Here is a 24693-nt window from a genome sequence, read left to right as displayed (position 1 = left end):
GAGGGGGGACGAGTGGGGCAGCGACCGAACGACCTGACACCGCATGCAAGCCCTCAGCACTACCTCGGCGCCGAAATGCGCGCCTGGCGCACGCAGCGGGGCTTATCGCTGGGCAAGCTCAGCCGATCGATCCTGTTCAACACCAGCTACATGGCCCGCGTTGAGCGTGGCGGGCAGGCCGCGTCGGCCGATCTGGTCCGGGCCTACGACGACGCGCTCGGCGCCGGCGGCTCGCTCGTCCGGCTGCACGCATCGGTCCTCGAAGGGATCAGCCTTGAGGGCCTCCCCCAGGGGGATGTGGCTAATCGAGGGCCCCATGTGGCCAACGGCTCTGTGGCCCTGGCTGAGAAACCGGAGACTCAGGCACCGTCGGAGGAGGGGATGTCCGTCCCCGTTCGTTCCGATGACGGAAGGATCATCTTCGTGTCACTGTCCCGAAGGGCTCTGATTGGCGCGCTTGGCGCTGGTGCCGCCATCGCTGCAGCCTCCGACCTCTCAGCAGCGGCGAGCCCTGCCCCCCGATCCGATCTCATCGCCTCCGGGGCCGACCCCATCGAGCTCCTCCAAGCCACCCGACGCGTGCTGATCGACAACGACAACCTGTTCGGTCCCCATCGGGTGATACCGACGGTTCAGCAGCAGATCGCCGCCATCAAGGAGCTGCGCGCGAATCGCCGCGGAACCGATCGCCGGAAGCTGCTCCAGCTACAGACCCAGTACTCGGAACTGTGCGGCTGGCTCTACCAAGACCTCGGGGACTTCCGCGCCGCCCAGCACTGGATGCGCGAGGCTCTGGAGGCCTCCCACATGGCAGGCGACGACGAACTGACCACGTACATCCTGGCTCGCCGCAGCCAACTCGCCGGCGACATGAACGACCCGATCGAGGCGGTGGACGTGGCCGAGGCCGCGGAGGACCGAGCCGCGCCGAGGAGTCGTCTGGCCGCAGTGGCCGCAACGTATGGGGCCCACGGTCACGCACTCCGGAATGACCAGCTCATGGCGCAGCGGGCCTACGAGCACGCGCGGGAGCTGCTCGCCAAGATGGACCCGGATCCCAGCTCGCCTTGGGGTGTCTGGCTCGATGGCGCGTACATAGACGTGCAGCGGGCGCACAGCCTTGCCGCACTCGGTGACCATCGGGGAGCGGCTGCAGGCTTCCGGGATGCCATCAGCCGACTGCCCGCCGGCTACCACCGCGACCGCGGGGTCTACCTGGGACGGGAGGCCGTTTCCCTTGCCCGCGCGGGCGAGGCCGAGCAGGCGGCCTCCGCGGGGCTGCAGGCCTTGGCCGTCGCGAAGGAGACCGGGTCTGACCGCATCGCGCGGGAGCTGGCCCAGCTCGATGGGGTACTTGATCAATGGCATACGGTCCGTGGCGTGAGCGACTTCAAGGACGCTCTGACCGAGGCAGTACTACGCCAGGCCTGAACAGGCTCCCTCCGCCCTGACCAGCAACTGAAGGAGACCCCTAATGCCCCGCCCGTACGTCCTGCTGAGCGTGGCCACATCCGTGGACGGCTACATCGATGACACCAGCACCGCACGCCTTCTGCTGAGCAACAGCGAGGACTTCGACCGGGTGGACCAGGTGCGTGCCGAGTCGGACGCCATCCTGATCGGCGCCGGCACGATGCGGTCCGACAACCCCCGCCTGTTGGTGAACAGCGAGGAGCGGCGCGCGGCGCGGGTGGCCGCAGGAAAGCCCGCCTACCCGCTCAAGGTCACCATCTCCGCGAGCGGAGACTTGGATGCCGACCTGAAGTTCTGGCACCACGGCGGAGAGAAGCTCGCATACACCACGGACGTGGGCGAGGAGAAGCTCCGCGAGCGGCTGGCTGGCCTGGCGGACGTGGTCTCCACGGGCCCGGCCATCGACTTCGGCGCCCTCCTGGACGACCTCGGAGCCCGCGGCATAGAGCGGCTGATGGTGGAGGGCGGTGGACAGATCCACACGGGCTTCCTCTCACAGGGCCTGGCCGACGAGATCCACCTCGCCATCGCCCCCCTGGTCGTCGGCGACCCGAGCGCCCCTCGCTTCCTGAACCCCGCCACCTACCCCGGCGGATCCACCCGCCGAATGCACCTCGCCGAGGCCAGCACCATCGGTGACGTGGCCCTACTCCGCTACCTGCCCAAGCAGGAGGGCTCCGCATGACGCACGCCGATGATGTGACCTGGATGGAGCGGGCCATCGAACTCTCCCGCAAGTGCCCGCCGGCCGAGGGCGCCTTCTCCGTTGGCGCCATCATCGTGAGCGCCGACGGCGAGGAGCTCGCCCACGGCTACTCCCGCGAGACGGACGCCCACGTCCACGCCGAAGAATCGGCCCTGGCCAAGCTCACCGCGGACGACCCCCGCCTGGCCGGCGCCACGCTCTACAGCACGCTGGAACCCTGCTCGGAACGCAAGTCCCGCCCTCTCACCTGCACTCAGCTGATCCTCCGCTCCCCAATCCGCCGCGTGGTCATCGCCTGGCGAGAGCCGAGCCTCCTAGTGGCCGACTGCGTAGGCGTGGAAACCCTTCGCACCAAAGGCATCGAGGTTGGTGAGCTCTCCGACCTAGCCGATCAGGCCCGCGCGGTGAACGCCCATCTGCTAACTTAGAAAGATTTCAGAAATGGCTCGATTTTCCGCCGTCCACTAGGCTTCAGCCGATTAAGCGGACGGGAGCCGACTGCCCCACCGGCCTCAAAATAGGCTGGCAGGGAGAACAATCTTGCAAGAATCGCCGGGGTTTACCTTCGAAGCCAGTTTCCTTGAAGCAGAAGGCAACGTGGGCCCACGACCATAGGAATCACATCAGGGCAGGGCCTACCAGAGCCGCCCGCGCAGTGGAGCGTAGGCCTCTGCCATAGCCACCGCCTGAGCAATCACCTCTCGGGCTTTCCGATCCGGTTCATTCTCTTCCTGCGCACGCAGCGCTGCGACACTCAGCGGGTCAGCGGACCAAAGGCTCCCAAGTACTTGAGCTGCGACGATCCGCACAGCTGGAAACGATTCATTCACAAGATGTGCCATGAAGAAGTCCCGAGCGCTGTCGGAGCTGTCGCGACAAGCCCGTGCGTGAAGATCGCGGACGAGCTTGTCCACAATGGGCTTTTCTGTCCAGTAATGGGAGAGCGTTACAAGGGTTCTGCTTCGTACCAGCTCGTGCGGGTCTTCCGTCGCACGGTGCTGCACAAGCTCCCGCGCTGCGGGGTCATCGGTCCAGTAGTTGGCGAGCGCACCGAGGGCACTACTTCGCACATGCTCCGATGGATCTGCAATAGCTCGGCGCTCCACGAACTCCCGCACATCGGGGTTATCGGTCCAGAAGTGAGCGAGGATGCTCAAGCTGTCAACGCGTGTGTCTTCGTGGGGATCGTCAGTGGCGCAGCACTGGATGAGTTCGCGTCCAACCTGGTCTTCGGGCCAGCAAGCGGCGAGCGTGCTGAGGGCCCTGCTACGTACTTCTGCGTGAGAGTCTTCAATGGCACGCCGCTGCACGAACTCCCGTATCGCAGGGTCATCAGTCCAGTGGTCTCCAAGCTTGGCCAATGCCCAGTTCCGAACGTGCTCGTGCGGGTCTTCCGTAGCGCGGAGCTGCACGAACTCTCGCACGGCAGGGTCATCGGACCAGTGGTCTGCGAACGCGTCGAGGGCGTCGCTGCGCACCTGTTGGTGGGGGTCTTCAATGGCGCAGCGCTGGATGAGTTCCCGAACCGCCCGATCATCTGCCCAATGCTGACCCAAGGAAGCAAGCGCCCTGCTCCGTACATCCTCGCTAGCGTCTTCAGTGGCACGGCGCTGGACGGTTTCCCGAACGGCAGGGTCGCCCCTCCACTGGTCAGCAAGCAAGGCCAGAGCCTCGCTGCGCACCTGGTGACTGGGGTCTTCCATGACGCACGACTGCACAAGCTCCCGTACAGCTGGCTCCTCAGGCCAGTTCCTGGCTAGCGTGACGAAAGCCCAACGCCGTACGTAGTCGTCAGGGTCTTCAGTGGCGCAGCGCTGTACAAGCTCCCGCACCGCCGACTCCTTGGGCCAGTGATCTGCAAGAGTGTCGAGGGCGTCGCTACGTACATCTCGATGGGGGTCTTCAGTCGCGCACCACTGCACAAGCTCCCGTACGGCCGACTCCTCGGGCCAGTGCTCGGCAAGCACCTCCAGGGCCACGCTCCGGACACCAGTATCGGCATCTTGGAGGGCGGCGTTTTGGATGAATCTGAACACCTTTTCCTCATGCGGCCACTTTTGCCCGAGCCGCGGCAAAACATTTATTCGCGCAGCTGGCTGCCCAGACCCGGATGCGATAGCCAGAAGGACATCCACATCTTCGAACAAATCGTAAGCGACGGCTGACGACCTTATCCCACCCGCCGTCGCAAGGAGCCAGCGGCGAATATGTCGACTACCGGCCCATTGGGGACCAAGAGAATTGAGTGAAGTTTCCGTATCCGCCTCGACGCTTGGCCGAACTACGTGATGAATCTCCCAATGACGCGTAAGAGCCTGCGCGGTCTTAATACTCTGGTCTTCAAGCGCCCCCACTCGGCGTACTTCCGCCAGTGCACGCAGCGCGAGAACGGCGGACGGCGCCACGATTTTACTCTTGGAGGCGAGGATCCTATCGATCGCTGATGCAGCAACTTTCTCACCCAATTGTCCCACAATCAGCAACAAAACTTCATGCCATGCAGGGTCAGGGGCGTGCCGCATGAAGATGCCATCCAGAAGATCTTCGTCGCTCAAGTCACGCTGTTCGTACCGTCGAACAATATCGGAAGCCGCCAGATATTCCAGGAAAGCCCTGTGAACGAATCCGTACACCTGACTTCCGTAGAGACTTAGAATGAAATTCCGTTCACGGAATTGTCTCACCATGGCGCGGCTAACTTTTCTGGCAGGCGCCATATCAAGCTGGAGTGTTTCACGAAGATAATCGGTGAAGACTTGCTCCACATCTTCGGTCAGCACGTGATTGCCAGCAATACCGCCCTCTCCGCTTTGCATGTGCCGAGCGAGGCGTTCGAGCATTTCTCGACGATCGCGGTCATCGAGGTCAGCAATAGCGCGAATGTCCGAAGCCAGGTCAAGATGCTTCGCATCTTCGTCCCAATGGGCTATAAGCACGTTGACGGCATGCTGGTAGACTCCGGCACGGTCCCGAGGAAGTCTCTGCCGACGGGCAATAATCGCAAGAATAGTCAGCAAGAGCGGATTTCCTGCCAATTCACGCACTGGCCGCGAGCGATTGATCGCGTCACCGAGGCGGATTCGAAGCCTTTCAGCTTCATACTTATCGGCCGGACAGACCGCCTCATACCAGCGTGCCGTAAATTCAAAGATCTGAGCGTCATCAAGACTCTGGAGCATGTAATGACGGAACCCCGCCGCATCCAAAGCGTGCCGGTTGTAGCCAATTACTCGAGAGGTCACTACAACCCGAATATTTGGATAGCGAGCAGCGAATCCAGAAATTCGGCGCGTAACGTCATCCCGGACGCGGGGGTCGAATAGCTCATCTAGGCCGTCGAAAACCACCAAGGCCAAGCCGCTGGTCAGACAGCGGCGCAGCAAGGCTGGCGCTGGAGCATGCCCCTCGTGCACATGTACATAATCCAGAAAATCTTCGAAAGATCTTTCCCTCCAGTCTGCGTCTGCGTATCGACGCAGCTCAATCACTACTGGCAGCAACCCAGATAGCGACTGAAGCGGCCCCGTAAGAATCTGAGACGTGAGCACTAGAGCCAGGTAGCGAGCGAGAGTTGATTTTCCTGCACCTGGGTCACCAAGGAGAACAACACGGTCAGATCCTGCGGATGCAAGAGTTTCCAGCAACCGAATTGCAGGCCGCTCCCGGTAGGCTTGGCGAGCCTGTTCCCACATTTCCCGATCGACACCGGGTAGCAGTGTCGCATCGTCTTTCTGGTCCGAGAGCTCACCACAATCCACCAACCGGCGGTGCAGCTCCACGGGCAGCTCCACGCGTGGGGGATCAGCGCGGAGCATTGGCGGTACGAAGACCTCGCGCAGTTCCACCCGAGGATGCTCACCCTCGGTCGTCGGTATGAGCGCTTCTAGATCGAGCCGCCCGTAAGCGGAACGAATCTGTTCGGCGTAAACGTTCGATGCATCAATTGCTTCTTCCGCTGTCATCGCCACACCGACATCAGTTGTGGCATCGTTGACGATGATAATCGTGCGGTTATCTTGAACGCTACTACCCTTGCCAGTGGCGTTATAGGCAGCGTCGCCGCCTGCACTTAGAGCACTGGTTCCACGTGTGCTTACCTGCTTAGATTCATTTCTGCTTGCCGCGTCCGAAGATTCGTCACGGTTCAACTCTCCTCAACCTCGCTACCTTCACCGATCGCATTTCCGGTAACGTGTCCTCCAGCCGCCGTTGCTCCATGCCCGCGTGCGCTGACAGGAGCATCGGATCGGGCATTTGAAACCTGCCTTGAGGCAGAGGAATTCGCAGCACGCGTAACCTTGGAATTCTTCCCCACAGCATTACCGGAAACATCGCGGCCGCCGGCAACCGCGCTACGTCCCTTCGCCTGAACCGAAAGATTAACGCGCCCGCCCTGCTGCATCCCAAAGTAGACGGTCAGCGCGCAGCCTAGGAGACCAGCAACAGCCCCTGCGACGCTCGCGACACGATCACCCGTGTCTAGATCAAGGAGCACTGCCACCAGCAGAAGCCCTACCGCGGTGAGGCCGCAGAGCCCTGCGACTGCCCACACAGTCCTTCCGGCACCCATGAGGTTCCGCCTCCCCGAGCCGAGAGTTCGTAAGCACAAGCTCAACTGAGCCTAGGCCAAGGCACACAGCTTGTGCGTGCAGTTGCTCAGGTCCCCATCACGAATCTGGCAGCTACACATCGAACAGTCCGGCCTGACAATCCACAGGTCAGTGGTACAGGTTGGAGCCAAGCTCCTGCCTGTGGTCGGCCGCTGGCTGGGGTCAAGCGCAGAAGGTAGCTGACGGAGCACCCTCGTGTGAGCAGCGTGTGAGGTGTTGGATGGGTTACTTCTCTTTCAACGTTCCTGCAGGTCAGCGACCCTGAACTGCCGCTTCCGCAGATGCCCTCCGGAGCCGTGTGCGCAGGTTCGAATCCTGCCGGGGGCACTTCGCAGGAAGTGCCCAAAGACCCCGCCATCAGCGCTTTAGCTGAGACGGGGTCTTCGCGTATGCGCAGCCAACTGCCGTCGTATCGCTCATGGACGGCCTGGTGCGGGTCTCGTGGATGTGAACACGCCTTCCGTCGCGCTCATAGGTGTCGGAGGAACGCTGGGCGGCACCCTGGGCGCGCCAGCCGAGCCCAAGCGGCGGAGCAGAACCAGTGTGCGGACCGTGCACGCGCGCCGAGCGAGCGCTCCAGGCCAAGCGCGACCTCTACGCCCACCTGAACACCACGGCTCGCGCCTACCGGGTCGCCGTCGAGGCTGCCGAACGCGGTGAGAGCGTCGACGCGGCGCTTCTCGACACCGCCAAGGAGGCCAGGGCCGAGCAGTACTCCCGGGCGCAGATGGCACTGACGCATGAGGTCCTGCAAGTGGCCTCAGCCGTCAACAAGGCACTCGGAGTCGGATACTCGGTCGTCAAGCAGCTGCCGAGCAGTCCCCCGCCCGGCCCTGCGGCCGCTCCGCGTCGATACCGGTCTCTTCATGGCCGATGGGCTTTCGTCACGCAGACCTGCCCGAGTCGCCGACAGGGTACGGCTCCCAGGTCATGCTGGACCCAACCCGGGCCGGGCGCCGACCAAAATTCGCTCCGCCGATCTCAGACTGCCAGCGTTGTGGCAGGAGATGATGCCGGCGCAGTTTGGACCGAGCAGCAAACACTTCCAACAGGATCGTTTCGGCGAGCACGAGCTGGCATGTCGGCAGTGGCAGAACCACTATTGCCAGTTCACTGGAAAGAGACGCTCGTATCGGACCCAGAGGCTGAACTCCGAAAGGACCACGCCGTGCCTTCAATCTTTGATGTGACCTTCTGGAAGGCCACTACAGAGCGCGTCATCCGAACCTTCGCACAGGCTCTGGCGGCCACACTCATCGCCGGGGGCGCAAGTCTGCTTTCGGTGCCTTGGCCGGCTGCACTCGGCACCGCCGGGATGGCTGCGGTGTTGGCGCTGCTCACCGCCGTCGCTGCTGGACCCATCGGTCCCCCGGGCCCGGGCGTGACCGAAGAGGCGGTCAGAAATCAATGACTGAGTGATGTGCAGCCAAGAGGGCCGCGGATAGCCCCGTCCCTGCCAACAGCTCAGCCGGACTGGATCTGCATGGCCCAACACCGCAGACCACGTCGCCGCGACAACTCGGCGCGCCTGACTTGGGACTGAGTTGGACGGTTGATTGCAGCAACTTTCCGCATGACGACTTTTCGGTCTCCTGCCACCACGCGAGAGACCTGCGGCAAGGACAATCCGGACAGCCGTGTGGAAGTTCCGCGCAGCCTGTAGGCGCCTCTCATGGAAATAAGATTTGACCCGCACTTCCGGGAATCAGGCACCACCCCCTGGTCGGAGGCGGGGAGGCACCCATTGTCGTCATTGGCCAGATCGTCGACAGGGCCGATGTTCTCCTGTTCGGTGTTCCATGGGACGGACGCTCGGGGCCCCTGTAGCAGGCCGGAGCCGCCGTCGAGGATTCTCAACCGCAGCCCGAATTACGGTCCCCCATGAGGGGGCCCACTTTCTTCGCAGACCTCACGGGTGCCCCAGCGCCCCAACTGGCAGGTTTTCGTCTGACCGCGGATCCGCTCCGGCAACGACGACTTCTTCGCCCTCGCAACACCTGGCAGTGGTGACAGCCCTTCCCATGGCACCCGCTCGCGACGCGCCACCATCGCCACGGAGAGAGTGCCTTGAGGACAGCCAATGCCCGGTCGGCCAATCGGTCTCTCGTGACGCTGGAATGCACGGGCTCAGCGCCATGAGCAGGTCCACGGCACCGGATCCTCCCCAGCGGAGACCCGCCCGCCGATGCTGCATCACCAACCGACGGACGGGGACCTGGCGACCGGCTCCTACGTGGCCGCCGTCGTCCGATTGCCCGGTGAGCGACGCCAGACGGCGCGGCGGGGTGTCAGCCGTGCGGGCGGCCATTACGTGCGGGCCTGGGGGCGGGCGGACAGACTGGGCCCATGCCCGAACAGGCGCAGCGGCCGCCAGAGGACCCTCCCGAGAGGTCGTTCCTGGACAAGCTGGCGTACGTCGCGGCGCCGGGGACCGTCGTCCTCGGGCTGCTCTACTACTTCGGCAACCAGTACAACGAGGCCTACTACCGCGCGTTCGGCGTCCCACTCAGCGATCTGCCCCTCTCCATTCAGGCCGTCCTCGCGCGCAGCCCGGATGCCCTCTTCTTCCCGGTCTGGATACTGCTCGTCTGCGGGCTCGTCGTCCTGCTCGTGCTCGGCCGGATCGGGCACGCCCTGGCTCGACCCGAGAACGAGGGGCGGCGTCGTACGGCGTACCGCGCGCTGCTGGCGGTGGGCCTGCTCCTGGGGGTGGTCGGGGGCTACCCCGTCTTCTTCCAGGACGACCTGCTCACCTTCCTCCCCGCGGGTTCGCCACGCGGGCTGCTGCCCACCCTCGTGGTGGCTCTGGGAGTCAGCTTGGCCTTCTTCGCCATCCAGGTGCGCCTCGGGCAGCACGACCCCGGGCGGCGGAGCCCTCAGGTCCGCGACGCCGACCGGTTGTGGCTCGTGGCCGGGGCGTTGCTCCTGGGGCTGCTGACGTTGAGCCTGTTCTACGGCGTGTCCCGGTACGCGGCGATGGCGGGCGAGGAGCAGGCGGTGGCGGACGCGAACAACGGGATGCGGCGAAACCCGGCCGTTGAGGTCCTTTCGCGCCTGCCGCTGGTCCACCACGCGAAGAACATCAAGTTCAAGGACCTGGGCGCCAAGGCCGGGCCCTACCGGTACCGGTACAGAGGCTTTCGCCTCCTGGTGAAGACCCCGACCCGCTTCTACCTCGTCCCCTACTACGGGGGGTACGCGAACACCGTGACCGTCGTGCTCCCGGACGACGACGGTACGGTCCGGGTGCAGATGAAGGGCTCAGTCAGGTGAGCGCGGGCTCGGGCGTGGGGGTCTCGGTCTCGTCCGGGGTCTCAGGGGTCTCGGTTTCGTCGGGGGTTGCCGGGGTTCCGTCGGGCTCCGGCGTCGGGGTTTCGGAGGTCGTCTCCGGTGCGGCCTCGACGGCCTCACCGGTCACGGTCACCGAGAAGACGGGCCCCTCGGCGGTCGGGGCGGTGACCGTCCCCGTCCACGTGCCCGGTACGTGGGCGACGTGGCTGATCCGGACGCTGCACGCCTCCTGGGGCTGAAGAGTGACGCCACTGCAGCCGTCCGCGACGATCGAGAGGTCTCCGCTGTTCGCGGTGGCCGTCAGCGGCTGGACGGTCAGGGGCACCTGCTGGTCGTTGGCGAACTCCATGGTCCCTCCTGCCGGCTCGTCCAGTTGCGCCCTCGGCACGGCGACCGTCGAGCCGCCGCCGGAGCCTCCGCTGGTGCCGGGGAAGACCTTGCCCAGGTCATCGTCCTCCGGCGCGGTGGGGGACGTGTCGGTGGTCGTGGCGGGTCGGGTCGGATTGGTGTCGGGGTCGGAGTCGGAGCACGCCGACGCCGTCGTGGTCAGGGCCGTCAGCAGTGCCACCGCGGCGAAGCCGCGTCTGATGTCCGGCATCACGGTGTCGGCACCTCCCCTCCGGCTCTGGTCGGCTCCCAACGTCGCACAGCAACTCACTGTCAGCACGTAGACGGGAATGGTGACACACTGTTATCACTCGGCCGGCCTGCTGCTGACGCCCGCGAACAGCGGTTCTCGCCGTCCTCCCGCCCCGGGGCCGTCCGTCGTCCCGTCCCGTCCCGTCCAGTCCGGGGCGGGGCGTGACCGTGGACGTCGAACGTCGCCGGAGCCTCCCCCTGTCGTGCCAAGCGGAAAGCTCGCTCTGACAACGTGCGTGCGAGCGGTCGTTCGGCGCGACGGATCCAGCTCGGCGACCACGTTCCGGCCGGCGGGCACCCGGTCGCGGACCTCCCGACGGGTGTCGTTCGCCCCGAGGATCCGAACCTCGAACCGGGATGCGCCCGGGCCCGGCCGTTTCCGGTGGTCCGTACGAGGGAGGTGGGGCGGGGTCTGTGGGATCTGGGGGGTGGGTAGGGGCGGGGTGCGTGCGTACGTTGGGGGTGAGGCCGCATGGCGCCGCTGGCCAGGTGCCCCTGTGGCGGGCTCTGACGACCGAGAAGGGGCGGCACGGATGCGTGAGCTGGTGGAGACGGCGCGGCGGTGGGTGGCCGAGGGGCGGGCCGGGTATCTGGCCCGGCCCGTGACCGAGCAGGGGTTCGGGCCGCGGGATCCGGCCGGTGCCGTGCTCATCGACACGCGGGGGGAGTGTGTCGGCACGCTCTACCGCGGGGTCTTCGACGCCGAGCTCGCCGCCGAGGTCGCGGCCCTGCCGGCCGGGGTCACGGCGCGGGTGTGCGAGGTGTCCGTACGGGCCTCCGAGGCCGTGGCCGCGAGGCTGACCTGCGGCGGGCAGGCCGAGGTGCTGCTGCAGCCGCTGTCGGCGATCCCGGCGCAGTGGTGGGAGCTGCTCGGCGACGGGGTCGGGGTGGCGTTGGTGACCCGGCTGAACGAGGCCGCGGACCAGGCCGCCAGTGAGGTCGTACGGGCCACGGACGCGCCCGGTGACGATGCCGGGCGGCGGGCGGGCGAGCTGCTGGCGACCCGGCGGGCCGGGCGGGACGCGCTGTACGCGGAGTCGGGGCTGGTGCTGGTCGAGGCGTTCCCGTCGGCCCCGTACGTGGTCATCGGTGGCGGCGGTGAGCTCGCCGACATCATCGAGCGGCAGGCCTTGCTGCTGGGCTGGGAGGCCGTTCTGGTCACCGGCCCGGAGGAGGCCGACAAGGTGCTGGAGGCGCGCCGGGACGCCGCGTGCCTGGTCATGCTGAGCCATGAGGAGTCGTTCGACGTACCGACGCTACGGGTGGCCCTGACCCGGGAGGTGCCGTACGTCGGCGCGCTCGGCTCCCGCAAGACCACGGCCCGGCGGCGGGAGGGGCTGCTCGCGGCCGGGGTCACCGAGGCCCAACTGGCGCGGGTGCACGGTCCGATCGGCCTGGACCTCGGCGCCCGTACCCCGGCGGAGACCGCGCTGGCGATCTGCGCCGAGATCCTGGGGGAGCTCGGCCGGCGCAAGGCCGCCGGCGCCCTGCGGGATGCCGACGGCCCCATCAACTCCTAGCAGAGGCAACGGCCTTCACTGCCCCAGGGCCCGTTTGAGCTGTGTCTTGTTCATGTCCGAGCGGCCGTGGATGTTGCGGCGCCGGGCCTCGGCGTAGAGCTGTTCGTACGTGGGGCCCTGCGCGCCCGAGTGGGAGTGCAGGCCCCCGCGCCGCGACGAGGAGATGTCCTCCACGGATTCCTTGCTCGCGGTCCGGGATTCGCCGGCCCGGGCGCGTTCCTTGTTCACCGTCCGGGCGGCGATCTCCTTCGCCTTCTCCTCGGGCTCGCCGCGCCGCTCCAGGCCTTCCTTGATGTGCTCGTACTGCCGTTCGCGCTTCGGGGAAGATCCGCGGGGCATGGCCGGCCTCCTTGTCGTGTCCGGGGTACGCACACCCGGCGCGTACCCCGGATGGCCCAAGGTATCCAGGGCATAGCAAAGCATTTCGGACCTCAGTGCGGGAACATGGTCGTTATGGACACGACCCTGAGCGTGGACGCGACCCTCGCCGACATCGCATGGTTCCTGGTCGTCGGCATCCTCGTCGCCGGCTTCCTGCTGGGCGGCTTCCTGCTGGGCAAGAGGGTACGGGCGAAGGAGCCACCCCCGCCCACCCCCGAGAGCCAGCCGCACCTGCCCGAGGGTGGCGCGGTCTACGAGGTCCGCGAGGAGCGTGACCAGGTGGAGATCCCGGAGGGCGGGCTACGCCCGCACGAGATGCAGGGCTACGGGAACTTCGGCTCCACCACTTCCAGCCATCCGGACGAGGTCCGTGCGGAACGGGAGTCCGGCTACAAACTCCCGGAGGGGCCGGGACCGCATCCACAGCCGGGAGCCCCGCCGGACGCGGGGCGCGGCGCACACGCCTGACACAACGCCCCCTCGCCCCGTCGCCCCCTCACCCTCTGACCCGCGCCTCCCGCGCGGGTCAGAGGTCCGTCCGCAGCCGCAGCACCTCCGGCGGCGGGTGCCGCGTCGAGGTGTGCCGGACCTCCGCCGTGCGCGGTGGCCCGAGCGCCCGGGAAGGAACCGCAGCTTCCGCCGGCCGCACCGCCCGCCGGCCGGGTAGGCCTGGTCCGGCGCATCGAAGGCGGCGTACGAGGCGGGCAGGCTCTGCGCGAGCACGGCGGCCCGCGCCGCGGCGGCCGCCGCCCTCCGCTGCGCCGGCGGGTTCCGCAGTAGACCCGGAGCGTCCGCCCAGTAGCAGCACGCGTTCTGTGGGGTACTACCCGACCTGGCCTTTGGCGATGCCAACGGCAGAAGAGCGGCGATGAGCGGTGTCACCGCGGAGCGTGAAGAGAGCGCGTCCGGCTTGGTGGCCGCGCCCCGGACCGGCGACCGGATCGACGGCCACCGGTGGCTGCTTTCCTGCCACGCGGGCAGTCGCCGTGCCTACGATCAAGAATTGCCGACGGGAGGCGGATAGTGGGGGGATTTCGATCGGGAGTGGGGTCAGTCGCGCGCGGGCGGGGCCGATGAGCCGAGTCCCGCTACATCAGCCTGGAGATGGAGAAGATCCCACAGGGCGCCACCGGCTTCGCCCAGAGCAATCCGCCGAGCAACGCCGGCGCTGTCCTGGGGGCGTACAGCGCGATCAGGGAAGACGACGGCCGGAGGCATGTCCATCGCCATCGGCGACTCGATGCAGCGCGGTGTGGACACCTGGGCCTGGGTCATGGGCAACAACCTGAAGGCGGAGGCGGACGTCACGGCGAACGCGGGCATCGCCGACCTCTACCTCAACGCCAACGACCAGATGGGCCTCGTGGTCGACTCGTGGGCGAACGGCCGACAGGACATCAACGCCGATGCCAGGGCCGGCCTGAAGGACGAAATCCTCGATGGCCACGACCGAGGAAGCAACAGCACGCACAAGTACCCGACCGACACCGCCAACTGACGCGACCCCGTACAGGAAAGGCAGCCATGCCGCAGGAGACCCCCGGCCGCACGACACCAGCCAAGGCGTTCATCGTGCTCGGGCTGTGTCTGGCCGTGCTGGGAGGGGTCGGGGCATGGCTGCTGATCGGCAGGGAGGCCGCTGAACCGTGCAATGGCCTGGCCGGGGACGAACGCGTGCAGAAGTCAGCGGGTGCGGCCGTCCGCCCGGGCACGAGCTGCGCTGCTCTTGCCGAGGCCATCGTGAAGGCGTCGGCCGGGGAGGCGCCCGGCCGTCACACTCAGGCTCAGGCCCAGGCCCAGGCCCTGAAGGACGTGCTCGTCGCCCTCGGATCCGGAGAACCAGCGGAACTCACCCTGGATCCCGCACTGCGTGTCCCCCTCGCCACCGCCCTGGCCGACTACGCGCCCGATCTGCACGAGATGCTCGGCGGTATCGGCACCACCGACTTCCTGGCCAAGGCCGCACCCCAGGCCCCGCCGTGGCAGTCAGACGGCACCCACCACCTCACCGTCTTCGCCGACACCCTCAGGGGCGTCGTCCGCGCTGTCGCGCAGGACCCCGAGGCCTACGCATTGCTGCGCATGACGGAGACCCGGACCACGGCGCAGAGGCTCGCGGCGGTCCCGGCCGATGCCACGGACTACGGCCTCAGCGTTCCCCCGACGGAGAGCGCGCGAGCACTGGGCATCCTCGACGGCATCTCCGACGCGGTCACTCACGGCAAGGACAAGGGGCAGGCACGGGCGTGGCGCACGGTCGTCATGGACACTCTGCTGGACGGACCTGCCTCCCCGAAGAGCGAGCAGGATCCCCAGGCCTCTCATCTCACGATGGCATGGCTCCAGAACCTGCAGAATGCCTCCGAGGAGGAGCGCTTCGACCGGCTGCGTGCACAAGGTGTCGACATGGCCCGTACGTGGGCCCGGGAACGAAGGATGGACGAGCAGACGCAACAGGGGCTGCTCGCCAAAGTCGAACGCAGCGCACTCGGCGCGTACCGCGAGATCAAGTCCTGACTGCTGCCTCATCCCTCGAACCGGACACGCACGAACTTCGCCGTCTCGTGGCGACCGGCCGTCTCGCGCACCTCGACCAGGACAGGCTCGATCAGAAGCGTCACGAGCCCGTGGTCGGGATGTTCGATCCGCTCTCCCAGGAGGCCGCGTACCGATTCGCCGACCTGCCGGGCCTGCACTCCCGTCAGACGCGGGGAGGTCTTGACGGTTCGGCCGTCGGGAAGCTCCACGAGGAGAGCGTGCGGCCGCTGTTCCGGACCGAATACGCCGAGGAGTCTGCCGTCCCGGGTATCGGAGTGCCTGATCTTCCTCCAGGCCCATGTTTCCCCCGGCTGATAGGTCGAACTGAGCGACTTCGCCACGATCCCTTCGACGCCCACCGCCCTCATCTCGCGGTACCAGAGGTGCGCGGTCTCCTCGTCCAGGGTGGCCAGCACCCGCTGGAGGGGTGGCTCGGCATCGCCCAAAGCCCCACCGAGTAGCTCCCACCGTTCCCACAGGGGCAGGCCCCTGACGTCGGTCCCCGGGATGGCGAGGATGTCGAAGGCGATGTAGTAGACCGGGATTCCCGACCGCTCGCGATCGGCGCGGGACCGAAGCAGATCAGTGAAGTTCAGTCGCCCGTCCCGGTAGGCGCAGAGCTCCCCGTCCAGGACGATTCCGGGCGGTAGATTCTGTTGCAGGTATGCGGAAACCCGGGGGAACTCCATGGTGAGGTCCCTCCCGGATCGTGACTGCAAGAACACTCTTCCGCCCTCCGGGATGAAGGCGAGTGCGCGGAACCCATCCAGTTTGAGGGAGTACTGGAGGCCCCCGGGCATGCTGTCCTGCTCGGGGATCTCATCGGCCGGGCGCGGACGCATCACATCGAGGGGCGGCCGGAGGACCACCTTCGGCGAACTCTCTTCCATGCCGACAGGGTCTGTCCGCCCGGCCTTCGGGACGCAGTGGGGCTCGCTGCTCCGGCCGCCCTGTCACCGGAACAGCCTCACCCCGCGCAAGCTCGGAGATCGTTCACGGATGGCGTACGTGCCGTCGCGCGGGATGACGGTCGCACGCGGATCACGGGCGGGTGCCGGGGAGGGGGCGGGCCCGTGCGGGGTCGGTCAGCGGGCCGAAGAGGTCTCCGTCGCGGGCCAGCCTCGGGGCGATGTCGTCGGCGAGGAAGACGAGCCCGGCGGCGGTCCGGCAGGTTTCGACCTCCGCCCAGGAGACGGGCGCGGACACGGCCGGCCGGGCCCGCGCGCGCAGGGTGTAGGGGGCCGCGGTCGTCTTGGCGGCGGCGTTCTGGCTGTGGTCGACGAAGACCTTGCCGGGGCGCAGCGCCTTGGCCATGCGGTGGACGACCAGGTCGGGGAGCTCGCGCTCGGCCTCCTGGGCGAGCTGCTTCGCGTACGCGGACACCCGCGCGGACGGGGTCGGCTCCAGCGGCACGGCCAGGTGCATGCCCTTGGAGCCGGAGGTCTTGGCGTAGGCGTCCAGGCCGTCGGCGGCGAGCCGCTCGCGCAGCCAGAGCGCGGCGGTGCAGCACTCGACGACGGTGGCGGGCGGGCCGGGGTCGAGGTCGAGGACCATCCGGTCGGCGAGGGCGGGGTGGTCGGCGGTCCACTGGGGGGTGTGGAACTCCACGACGAGGTTGGCGGACCACATGAGGGTGGCCATGTCGGCGACGACCACCTGGGCGGCGGAGAGGTCCTCGGAGCGCGGCACGGGGGTGGTCCTCACCCAGTCGGGTGTGCCGGGCGGCGGGTTCTTGGTGAAGAAGAGCTGCCCGTCCGGTCCGTCGGGATAGCGCAGGAAGGACACGGGCCGGTCGTGGATGTGGGCGAGCAGCGGGCCCGCGACGGTGGCGTAGTAGTGCAGCACCTCGCCCTTGGTGAAGCCGGTCTCCGGGTAGATGACCTTGTCGAGATTGCTGAGCGCGATGCGACGGCCCTCCACCATGGTGATCGGCGTCATACGATGAGACTGCCACGAAACAGGAGGAACCGTGCGATCCATATGGAATGGGGCGATCTCCTTCGGCCTGGTCAGCATCCCGATCAAGCTCGTGAACGCCACCGAGAGCCACTCGATCTCCTTCCGCCAGATCCATGTGAGTGACGGCGGGCGCGTCCGGTACCGCAAGGTGTGCGAGCTGGACGGGGAGGAGGTGCCGAGCGCCGAGATCGGCAAGGGGTACGAGGAGGCCGACGGGTCGATCGTCCCGATCACGGACGAGGACCTGGCGCAGCTGCCGCTGGCGACCGCGAAGACGATCGAGATCATGTCGTTCGTACCGGCGGAGGAGATCGATCCGCTGCAGATGGACGCGGCGTACTACCTCGCGGCGAACGGCGCGACGGCGGCGAAGCCGTACACGCTGCTGCGGGAGGCGCTCAAGCGGAGCCGGAAGGTCGCGATCGCCAAGTACGCGCTGCGGGGGCGGGAGCGGCTGGGCATGCTGCGGGTCGTGGACGACGTGATCGCGATGCACGGGCTGTTGTGGCCGGACGAGATCCGGGCGCCGGAGGGGGTGGCACCGGAGGTCACGGTGTCCGTGCGGGAGGCCGAACTCGACCTGGCGGACGCGCTGATGGCGACCCTGGGAGAGGTGGAGATGGCCTCGCTGCACGACGACTACCGGGAGGCCGTGGAAGCGCTGATCGTGGCGAAGTCGGGTGGGGCGTTCGAACCGACGGAGGCCGCGGTGGAGCCGGCCGGTGGGCAAGTGATCGACCTGATGGCGGCGTTGGAGAAGAGCGTGCGGGCCGCGAAGGCTTCCCGGGGGGAGGCGGGGGCCGTCGGCGGGGCGGAGGCCGAGGTGACGCCGATCCGGCGGAAGGCGGGTGCCGGTGCGGGTGCGGGTGCGACTGCGCCGAAGGCGGTCGGTGGGAAGAAGTCGACGGCGGCTTCGGCCAAGAAGACCGCGGCTTCGGCCGCGACGAAGAAGAAGGCGACGACCACCGGCAAGGCGGCTGCGGGCAAGTCGACTTCGGCGGCCAAGAGTACGGCCAAGACCGCAGCGGCGAAGAAGACCGGTGCGGCGGCGAAGAAGGCCGCGACACCGCGGAAGCGGACCTCCGCCTGAGCCTTGGCGGTGGGGGCCTGCGGAGCTTTCCCCCACCCGCCCCGTCCCGAAACCGGGGCTCCGCCCCAGACCCCGCGCCTCACACGCCGGCGGGGCTGGAGTATCCGCCGGGGCGGTTGGTGGGGGTGAGCCAGGTGGTGGTGTCGCGGGCTCGGGCGAAAAGGGTTTCGACCTCCGGGGGTTTGAGCGTCGTGGGGGATGCCACGAGGTTCGGGGTCGCCGTCGGGGGCTGGAGGATGCGGATGTCGCGGACCGTGGGGGCCGTCTCGACCCGCGAGGCGTCGACCAGCGCCAGCGCCGGGGTGACCTTGGCGGCCAGGGCCGCCGTGGCGAAGGCCGCCGCGCGGCGGATCCAGCGGGGGTCCGGGCGGGGTTCCGCGCGGCCCACCGTGAGCAGGAGGTCGCCGATCACCGCGCGCTGGCGTCGGCCCGGGATCGTACGCACGCAGAAGATCCCCGCCGGGCCGATGAGCAGGTGGTCGATGCGGCCCAGGCCCGGGAGCGGAACGCAGTGCAGGGTCCGCCAGCCTTCGGGTTCCAGGGCGTCGAAGGCGTCGCCCATCCGCTGCTGCGCGGTCAGGTCCTGGCGCAGCCGGTGCCGGACCCTGGTGCCCGCCGGGCCGTGTTCCAGTTCGCCCAGCAGGGTCTCCCCCGGGCGGTTCGGGGCCAGGTCCGCGTCCGGCGGCAGCGCGAGACGTCGCAGGTCGGAGGCGGTGGGAACCGGGGGCGGGCCGATCGAGACCGTCCCGCTCAGGTAGGGGCGGAGCACCGCCAGGATCGCCTCGCGGTGGTCGTCCGCGAGGACGCTGATCCGGTTGGCCTGCCGGTCGTACCAGGCCACCGCCTGCCCGTCGGGCAGATTGACGTACAAGCGCCCGCGGCCGGGCCGGCCGCTCGGCAGAACCTTGAGTCCGCGCATCGCCCTCACCCCCGCCGTCCATGGGAGCAGCCGGGGCGCCGCAGGGCAATCCCTCGGATGTGTAACGACTCCGACGGAACGTTGCGACTCCGCTGTTACACGAACGGGGCGCTGCCGCAACGGCCGGGCCCTAGGTTTGACCCACCTGGATGGCCCAGGCCCTGACCGGCACCGAAGGACTTCCCCCGTGAGCACCGTCAGCCGCCGCACTCTCGTTCGCGCCGCCGCCGTGACCGCATGCGCCGGAAGTCTGCTGGCGCTGCCCACCGCCGCCGCCCTGGCCGAAGGGGTGCCCGCGGCCTCGTCCGCGCACTCCGCGGCCCCGCAGGCGATCCTCCTCAAGAGCCTCTCGCTCGCGGACGGGGTCTCCACGGCGAACGTCTACCGTGCGGCCAACGGCGCCTACCAGGCCGAGATCCTGGCGGCCGACGGCACCACGACGGCCACCCTGACCAGCCGTGACGGGGTCACCGCTTTCGGCGGCTCCGGGGACCTGCACGCGGCGCTGGACTCCTCCGGACGGCTGACCTCCTGGGTGGGGGACGTCCAGGCCCAGGGCGGCGACCACACCGTGGCGGGCGACGGGCACAAGACCGGGACCCGCCACGAGGCCCGCGGCGGGCAGGTCGTCCCGGCCTCCGTTCCACGGAAGGCGTCCACCGGGGACACCCACGTCGTCGCCGACGGTTCCGGCGGTGGGCGGCGGCTGAGTACGCTGGCGGACGGACCGGGCGACGGTGTGCTGCTGCTCGGCGCCGCCGGCGGGATCGCGGCCGTAGGCGCCGCCGGGCTGGGCTTCGCGATGCTGCGCCGAGGGCGCACGGACAGCTGAGACCGCCGCGTAAAGCGGTTGTACCTCCGCATATGGTTGACGTGATCGGCCGTCGGACTATCGCGGGCAGAAGGGCACAGGGGCTGTGAACAGGTTGCGCTTGCGTGTGTCCGCGCGCCCGCTGCTCCCCCTCCTCGCGCTGGCCCCGCTGCTGGCGGGCTGCGGGGACACCGGCGGGCTGGTGAGCGCCGGCTCCACGCCGACCGCGAGCGGACCCGTACATCTGTGGCCCGACCGCCGCGGGGCGTCCGTACCGCCCGCCGATCCGGGTGGCGCCCCGCCCGAGTACGTCAAGGGGATCCCGCCGGTCCGCGACCAGGACGTGCACGCCGTCGACCCGGTGGCCCTCGTCCAGGCCGAGCTGCGCGCCCATCCGGACAAAGAGGTCGGCCCGGACGGGATGCCGCCCCGGACGGCGGCCGCGATCCAGGAGTGCCCGAAGGTCGAGGACGAGAAGGAGCCGGAGGCGTGCCCGGTGCTGAAGCCGTACTACCGGGACCTCACGGGCAACGGCACGGACGAGCTGATCGTCGGCATCGAGTTCCCGGACAAGATGATGTCCGTACGGGTGTACACGGCCGACCCGGACGGGCGGCTCAACCGGATCATGGCGACCACGGAGACCGTCATCGCGGTGGAACTGGCCGGGCGTGACGTGATCCTGCGGGTGCCCAGCGGCAACCGCGGCTACGAGCTGGTCACCGCCTGGTCCTGGGACGAGAAGCAGCTCACCATGCTGCCGACGCGCGAGCAGATCGTACGGGTGCCCGGCAATCCGCAGGCCCCGGGGAGCCGGGAACCCGCTCCCGCGCCGGGTCGGCCGTGACGCCCGCGACGCCCGTGCGGCTGCCCTCCTGGACGGCCACGCTGACCTGGAAGTCGGCGTGCTTCATCGTGGTGATGTGCTGCTCGCTGGCCGCCGTGCTGGGCGCCCTCGTGCACGTGGAGGTGACCCGCCAGACGGTGGCCACGGCGCGGGAGAAGGCACTCGGCAGACTGCTGGAGGTCTCGCGCGCGTACGAGGCGGGAGAGCCGCTTCCGCGCGGTTCCTGGCTCGACCCCGTCGGGCTGCCGCCGGAGCTGCGGAAGCTCGCCGTCAGCGGGCGCCGGGGCACCGTGGTGGCGGACCACCGGGGCCGCCCGACCATGTGGGCGGCGGGCCCGGCGGACGGCCGCGCCCTCGCGACGACCGTCGACTACGGGCAGAGCGCCCGCACGATCAGCGGGCTGGACAACGCGATCATCTGGTCCTCGCTGCTGGCGATCGGCGGGACGCTGCTGGTGGGTGCCTTCGCGGTGACCCGGGTGACCCGGCGGCTGCACCTGACGGCGGCCGTGGCCCGGCGGATCACCCAGGGCGACCTCGACGCGCGGGTGGACGACCCGCGGACGAGGACCCCCTCGCGGCACCAGGACGAGGTGGCGACGGTGGCCGCGGCGCTGGACACGATGGCGGGGAGCCTGCAGTCGAAGCTGGAGAGCGAGCGGCGGTTCACGGCGGACGTGGCGCATGAGCTGCGCACCCCGCTGACGGGTCTGCAGGCGGCGTCGGAGCTGCTGCCGGAGGGGCGGCCGACGGAGCTGGTGCGCGAGCGGGTCCGGACGATGCGGCAGCTGACGGAGGACCTGCTGGAGATCTCCCGGCTGGACTCGGGCAGCGAGGTGGTGGAGAGCGATCTGCACCAGCTGGGGCGGCTGGTACGCCGGGTGGTGCGGGCGTCCGGGACGGACTCGGAGGTGGTGGTCGTCCGGGACGCGCACGTGGAGACGGACCGGCGGCGGCTGGAACGGGTGCTCGGGAACCTGGTGGCCAACGCCCACAAGCACGGGCGGCCGCCGGTGGTGCTGACGGTGGACGGGCCGGTGGTGACCGTGCGGGACCACGGGGACGGGTTCCCCGAGTACCTGGCGGCCCACGGCCCGCAGCGCTTCCGCAGCGGGGGCAAGGGCCACGGGCTGGGGCTGACCATCGCGGTGGGGCAGGCGGCGGTGATCGGGGCGCGGCTGGAGTTCCGCGCGGCGGAGGACGGCGACGGCGGCGGCCTGGCGGTCCTCAGCCTCCCGGGCCACTAGCCGGTCTCCTGGCCGGAGGTGTTGCCGACCGGAGGCGCGGCCGCGGGGTCGGCGCTGCCGACCGGGGGTACGGGCTCGGCCTTGCCGACCGGAGCCGCCGGAGCAGCGGTGCGGGGCGCAGGCCGACGGCCGGGGCTGGGCGCGCGCCGGGGCGTCTCCTCGGGCGCCGAACGTGACGAGGGGTCGGGAAAGCCGGGCGGCAGTGCGTTCGGCGCCCTGCGGGGAGCGCCCCGGCACACACCCAACCCCGGCCTCCGCACCCTGCCGGAGGCTCGGCGGAACACGGGGCGGCTCCCCCGTCGCGGAACCGGGCGGAGGGCGGGGACGGGTGTGTGCCGGGGTGTCCCCGCAGGGCGCCGAACGCCTTGCCGCCGCGCTTTCCGACGCCTCGTCACGTTCGGCGGCCGAGGAGACACCCCGGCGCGCGCCCGGCCCCGGCCGGAGCCCCGCCCAGAGGTACCCGACCCCGGCCGAAGCCCGACCCGACGCTCGCGGCCCCGCCCGGACCCGGAGCCGCCCCGGGTACCGGATCGGCGGGCTCAGGGGCGGGGGGGCTTCGTCCAGGGCCAGCGGATCTTGGGCTTGGTGCCCGAGGGGCGGAAGTCGTACTTCCAGCCCTTCTGCAGGCCGAGCCGCTTGGAGTACCCCGCCGGGACGCGTTCGTACAGCAGTACCGTCGGCGGGCCGCCGTCCGGGGCCGGGACGGGGATCTCGTACCACTTCGGGGGGTGTCCGGTCGGGCCGAGGAGGACGGGGAGGACCCGGCCGTCCATCGGGCCGCCCTCGAACGGGGTCGGTTGGCTTCTCACCGCACCAGTGTCACAGCAGGTGGGCGGCCTCGGACACCACCGGGATCACACGGCGGGCCAGGACCCCGACGGGACCGTCGGGCGATTCCAGGGCCAGGGCGGCCCGGGCGGCCTCGGCCGTTTCGGGATCCGTGGCGGCCGTGGCCGTCAGCAGGGCGATGAACTGGTCCAGCAGCCAGTCCCGGAGGCGCTCGACCTCGGGCTGCTTGCCCTCGTCGATCCAGATGAGGGAGGCCGCCTCGACGGCCGTGATCCACGTACGGACCATCATCCGCAGCCGGGGGCCGGGGGCCGGTACGCCCAGGTGGAAGAGGATCTGCTCGGCGGCGGCCCGCCGGATGCCGTCGACCGTCGCCGTGGTGCGGCAGGTCTCCACGACGCTGCCGCCCTGGAGGAGGGCGGCGAAGCCGGCGTCGTGTTCGTCGACGAAGGCCAGGTAGCGGTCCAGGGCCCGGGACAGGCGCCGGGTGAGGGGCCCCTGCTGGGGTTCGGCGAAGCACTGTTCGAGGAGGTCGGCGGCGGAGCGGAGGGCGGCCTCGTAGAGCTGCTGCTTGCCGCCCGGGAAGTAGCGGTAGACGAGCGGACGGGACACCCCGGCGGCCTCGGCGACGTCGTCGAGCGAGACCTCCTCCGGTGCCCGGTGCGCGAACAGCGAGAGGGCGGCGTCGAGGAGTTGGGCTCGCCGCTCCTCGACGCTCAGCCTGCGGTACGCGCGTACGGTCATGTCCGCAGGGTAGCCCCGCGGGCGCCGGACGAGTGGGTGTCCTGTGGATCAGGACCGGCGGCTCGCCTCCTGCGCCAGCAGCCCCGAGCTCTGCCAGAGCCTGCGGCCGACCCCGCGCAGCACGCCGATGTCGTCGAGGAAGTCGGTGAGCCGCTTCGCTCCGCTCTGCATGACCTCGCGGCGGTGGCCGCTCGCCTTCACCTGGGCGACGGCCTCGCGGCGGTCCAGGCCGACGTTGTCGTAGACGGCCGGGTTCACGAAGGCCAGCGAGAAGACGCGGGCGGCCTCGCCGCAGCTGATCCGGGTGAGCTCCTGCTCCCAGCGCGGGGCCGTCAGCATCTGGCGGCGCAGTTCCTCGCGGGCGTACCGGACGTGCCGGGCCTCCTCGATGACGTGGATCCGGGTGACGCCGCGGACCAGCGGCTGGACGCGCTCGTCGGGGAAGGTCAGGCGCTGCATCCAGTCGAGGATCTCCTCGCCGAGGAGGGTGCAGGCGAAGGAGCCGGGGGTGGTGGAGACGGTCTTCAGGATCCGCGCGAGGTTGTGGTTGAGGCGGGAGACCGGGTACTCGGGGGCGCCGGCCTTCTGGATCATGCGGGCGAACATCATCGAGTGGCGGCACTCGTCGGCGATCTCGGTGAGTGCGTAGCGGACGTGCTTGCTGGTCAGGGACTTGTCGTAGATGTGCCGGACCATGAGCTGCATGAGGATGATCTCGAACCAGATGCCGAGCGAGCCGAGCGCCGCCGCCTCGTGGCGGGAGAGGTCGATGCGCTGCTCCTCCCCCATCTTCTTCCACAGCGGGGTGTCGTAGAGGGAGAGGAGTTCCGGCGGCCAGTAGTACTTGCCCTCGATCGCCGGGGCGTCCCAGTCGAGTTCCTTGTCGGGGTCGAAGGAGTGCTTGGCCGAGGATTCGAGCAGTCGCTCGGCTATCTGCTCGCGGTCCTTGAGCAGGCCGAGGGCGTCCTTGAGCGCGGCTCGTTCGGTCACGGTCGTCATGGGTTCGGACACCTCGTCGTCGAGTTACCGGCGGTCGCTACTTATGAGACTGCTTGTCAGCAAGGTCGTCAATCCCTCGCGCACGACTTGTTGACCCCGTGTCTACCAACGTGTGACGCTGCCAACTGTC

The 24693-nt window shown here is 68.9% G+C and carries 22 protein-coding genes; 13 read left to right on the top strand and 9 right to left on the bottom strand.

Features of this window, described 5'->3' with window-relative positions; translation table 11 throughout:
- Nucleotides 1-12: 12 nt before the first annotated feature.
- Genes JYK04_RS28425 through JYK04_RS42175 form a run of 3 tightly spaced genes read left to right on the top strand, consistent with a single transcriptional unit; the run spans nucleotide 13 to nucleotide 2607 of the window.
- A complete protein-coding gene (locus tag JYK04_RS28425) occupies nucleotides 13-1431 on the top strand; it encodes a helix-turn-helix domain-containing protein (protein WP_189743143.1) in 1419 nt (472 codons plus the stop codon).
- A gap of 43 nt (nucleotides 1432-1474) precedes the next feature.
- Complete coding sequence (locus JYK04_RS42180) at nucleotides 1475-2158, top strand: RibD family protein (protein ID WP_189743145.1); 684 nt, start codon at nucleotides 1475-1477, stop codon at nucleotides 2156-2158.
- Nucleotides 2155-2607, top strand: a complete 453-nt coding sequence (locus JYK04_RS42175; RefSeq protein ID WP_189743147.1) for a cytidine/deoxycytidylate deaminase family protein — start codon at nucleotides 2155-2157, stop codon at nucleotides 2605-2607. The genes JYK04_RS42180 and JYK04_RS42175 overlap by 4 nt, the downstream gene beginning before the upstream one ends.
- Nucleotides 2608-2814: 207 nt before the next feature.
- Here JYK04_RS42175 and JYK04_RS28410 read toward each other — a convergent pair whose 3' ends face one another.
- Nucleotides 2815-6327, bottom strand: a complete 3513-nt coding sequence (locus JYK04_RS28410) for a HEAT repeat domain-containing protein (RefSeq protein WP_189743149.1) — start codon at nucleotides 6325-6327, stop codon at nucleotides 2815-2817.
- 1648 nt (nucleotides 6328-7975) lie between these two features.
- Here JYK04_RS28410 and JYK04_RS28405 point away from each other — a divergent pair.
- Both JYK04_RS28405 and JYK04_RS28400 read left to right on the top strand, forming a co-directional pair.
- Nucleotides 7976-8200 (top strand): holin, encoded by a 225-nt coding sequence (locus tag JYK04_RS28405; protein WP_229876351.1) that lies wholly within the window; start codon nucleotides 7976-7978, stop codon nucleotides 8198-8200.
- Between the two features lie 935 nt (nucleotides 8201-9135).
- Entirely contained in the window at nucleotides 9136-10062 is a 927-nt protein-coding gene (locus JYK04_RS28400; RefSeq protein WP_189743153.1) for a hypothetical protein, read from the top strand.
- Here the strand turns inward: JYK04_RS28400 and JYK04_RS28395 are convergent.
- Nucleotides 10055-10678, bottom strand: coding sequence for a hypothetical protein (locus tag JYK04_RS28395; RefSeq protein WP_189743155.1), 624 nt, complete (start codon nucleotides 10676-10678; stop codon nucleotides 10055-10057). The genes JYK04_RS28400 and JYK04_RS28395 overlap by 8 nt on opposite strands.
- Nucleotides 10679-11252: 574 nt before the next feature.
- Here JYK04_RS28395 and JYK04_RS28390 point away from each other — a divergent pair.
- The gene (locus tag JYK04_RS28390; protein ID WP_189743157.1) at nucleotides 11253-12239 is read left to right on the top strand and encodes an XdhC family protein; all 987 of its coding nucleotides are present in this window, start codon (nucleotides 11253-11255) and stop codon (nucleotides 12237-12239) included.
- A gap of 15 nt (nucleotides 12240-12254) precedes the next feature.
- On the opposite strand, the gene JYK04_RS28385 is transcribed toward JYK04_RS28390, so the two are convergent.
- Nucleotides 12255-12578, bottom strand: a complete 324-nt coding sequence (locus JYK04_RS28385) for a plasmid stabilization protein (protein WP_189743159.1) — start codon at nucleotides 12576-12578, stop codon at nucleotides 12255-12257.
- 114 nt (nucleotides 12579-12692) lie between these two features.
- Between JYK04_RS28385 and JYK04_RS28380 the strand changes: the two genes are divergently transcribed.
- The 3 genes from JYK04_RS28380 (at nucleotide 12693) to JYK04_RS28370 (ending at nucleotide 15137) form a co-directional block, all read left to right on the top strand.
- Complete coding sequence (locus tag JYK04_RS28380) at nucleotides 12693-13088, top strand: DUF6479 family protein (RefSeq protein WP_189743161.1); 396 nt, start codon at nucleotides 12693-12695, stop codon at nucleotides 13086-13088.
- A gap of 748 nt (nucleotides 13089-13836) precedes the next feature.
- A complete protein-coding gene (locus JYK04_RS28375; protein ID WP_189743163.1) occupies nucleotides 13837-14118 on the top strand; it encodes a hypothetical protein in 282 nt (93 codons plus the stop codon).
- A 26-nt stretch (nucleotides 14119-14144) separates the two neighbouring features.
- Nucleotides 14145-15137, top strand: a complete 993-nt coding sequence (locus JYK04_RS28370) for a hypothetical protein (protein WP_189743165.1) — start codon at nucleotides 14145-14147, stop codon at nucleotides 15135-15137.
- Nucleotides 15138-15145: 8 nt separating this feature from the next.
- On the opposite strand, the gene JYK04_RS28365 is transcribed toward JYK04_RS28370, so the two are convergent.
- Together JYK04_RS28365 and ligD are read right to left on the bottom strand one after the other, a co-directional pair.
- Nucleotides 15146-16048, bottom strand: coding sequence for an ATP-dependent DNA ligase (locus tag JYK04_RS28365; RefSeq protein WP_229876352.1), 903 nt, complete (start codon nucleotides 16046-16048; stop codon nucleotides 15146-15148).
- 151 nt (nucleotides 16049-16199) lie between these two features.
- Nucleotides 16200-17096 carry a non-homologous end-joining DNA ligase gene (gene ligD, locus JYK04_RS28360; RefSeq protein WP_189743167.1) on the bottom strand — a complete coding sequence of 299 codons (897 nt, stop codon included), beginning with the start codon at nucleotides 17094-17096 and terminating at the stop codon, nucleotides 16200-16202.
- Between the two features lie 31 nt (nucleotides 17097-17127).
- Between ligD and ku the strand changes: the two genes are divergently transcribed.
- Nucleotides 17128-18207 carry a non-homologous end joining protein Ku gene (ku, locus tag JYK04_RS28355; RefSeq protein ID WP_189743168.1) on the top strand — a complete coding sequence of 360 codons (1080 nt, stop codon included), beginning with the start codon at nucleotides 17128-17130 and terminating at the stop codon, nucleotides 18205-18207.
- A gap of 79 nt (nucleotides 18208-18286) precedes the next feature.
- On the opposite strand, the gene JYK04_RS28350 is transcribed toward ku, so the two are convergent.
- Nucleotides 18287-19126, bottom strand: a complete 840-nt coding sequence (locus JYK04_RS28350) for a nuclease-related domain-containing protein (protein WP_189743170.1) — start codon at nucleotides 19124-19126, stop codon at nucleotides 18287-18289.
- A gap of 187 nt (nucleotides 19127-19313) precedes the next feature.
- Between JYK04_RS28350 and JYK04_RS28345 the strand changes: the two genes are divergently transcribed.
- From JYK04_RS28345 to JYK04_RS28335, 3 genes are all read left to right on the top strand, one after another.
- Nucleotides 19314-19958: a hypothetical protein gene (locus tag JYK04_RS28345; protein ID WP_189743172.1), complete on the top strand. Its 645-nt coding sequence runs from the start codon at nucleotides 19314-19316 to the stop codon at nucleotides 19956-19958.
- Nucleotides 19959-20064: 106 nt separating this feature from the next.
- On the top strand, nucleotides 20065-20784 hold the full coding sequence (locus JYK04_RS28340) for a hypothetical protein (RefSeq protein WP_229876354.1): 720 nt from the start codon (nucleotides 20065-20067) through the stop codon (nucleotides 20782-20784).
- Between the two features lie 74 nt (nucleotides 20785-20858).
- Nucleotides 20859-22031 (top strand): sensor histidine kinase, encoded by a 1173-nt coding sequence (locus JYK04_RS28335; protein WP_189743252.1) that lies wholly within the window; start codon nucleotides 20859-20861, stop codon nucleotides 22029-22031.
- 539 nt (nucleotides 22032-22570) lie between these two features.
- On the opposite strand, the gene JYK04_RS28330 is transcribed toward JYK04_RS28335, so the two are convergent.
- From JYK04_RS28330 to JYK04_RS28320, 3 genes are read right to left on the bottom strand one after another with little or no spacing between them, the layout of a single operon-like run.
- Nucleotides 22571-22840 carry a hypothetical protein gene (locus JYK04_RS28330; RefSeq protein WP_189743176.1) on the bottom strand — a complete coding sequence of 90 codons (270 nt, stop codon included), beginning with the start codon at nucleotides 22838-22840 and terminating at the stop codon, nucleotides 22571-22573.
- 10 nt (nucleotides 22841-22850) lie between these two features.
- Nucleotides 22851-23564 carry a TetR/AcrR family transcriptional regulator gene (locus JYK04_RS28325; RefSeq protein WP_189743178.1) on the bottom strand — a complete coding sequence of 238 codons (714 nt, stop codon included), beginning with the start codon at nucleotides 23562-23564 and terminating at the stop codon, nucleotides 22851-22853.
- A gap of 48 nt (nucleotides 23565-23612) precedes the next feature.
- Entirely contained in the window at nucleotides 23613-24563 is a 951-nt protein-coding gene (locus JYK04_RS28320) for an AurF N-oxygenase family protein (RefSeq protein ID WP_189743179.1), read from the bottom strand.
- Between the last annotated feature and the right edge of the window lie 130 nt (nucleotides 24564-24693).

Origin of the sequence: Streptomyces nojiriensis, assembly GCF_017639205.1 — a bacterium.
Classification (GTDB): domain Bacteria; phylum Actinomycetota; class Actinomycetes; order Streptomycetales; family Streptomycetaceae; genus Streptomyces; species Streptomyces nojiriensis.
The sequence above is the reverse complement of the archived record's forward strand: the minus strand, read 5'-3'. Positions and strand labels throughout refer to the sequence as shown.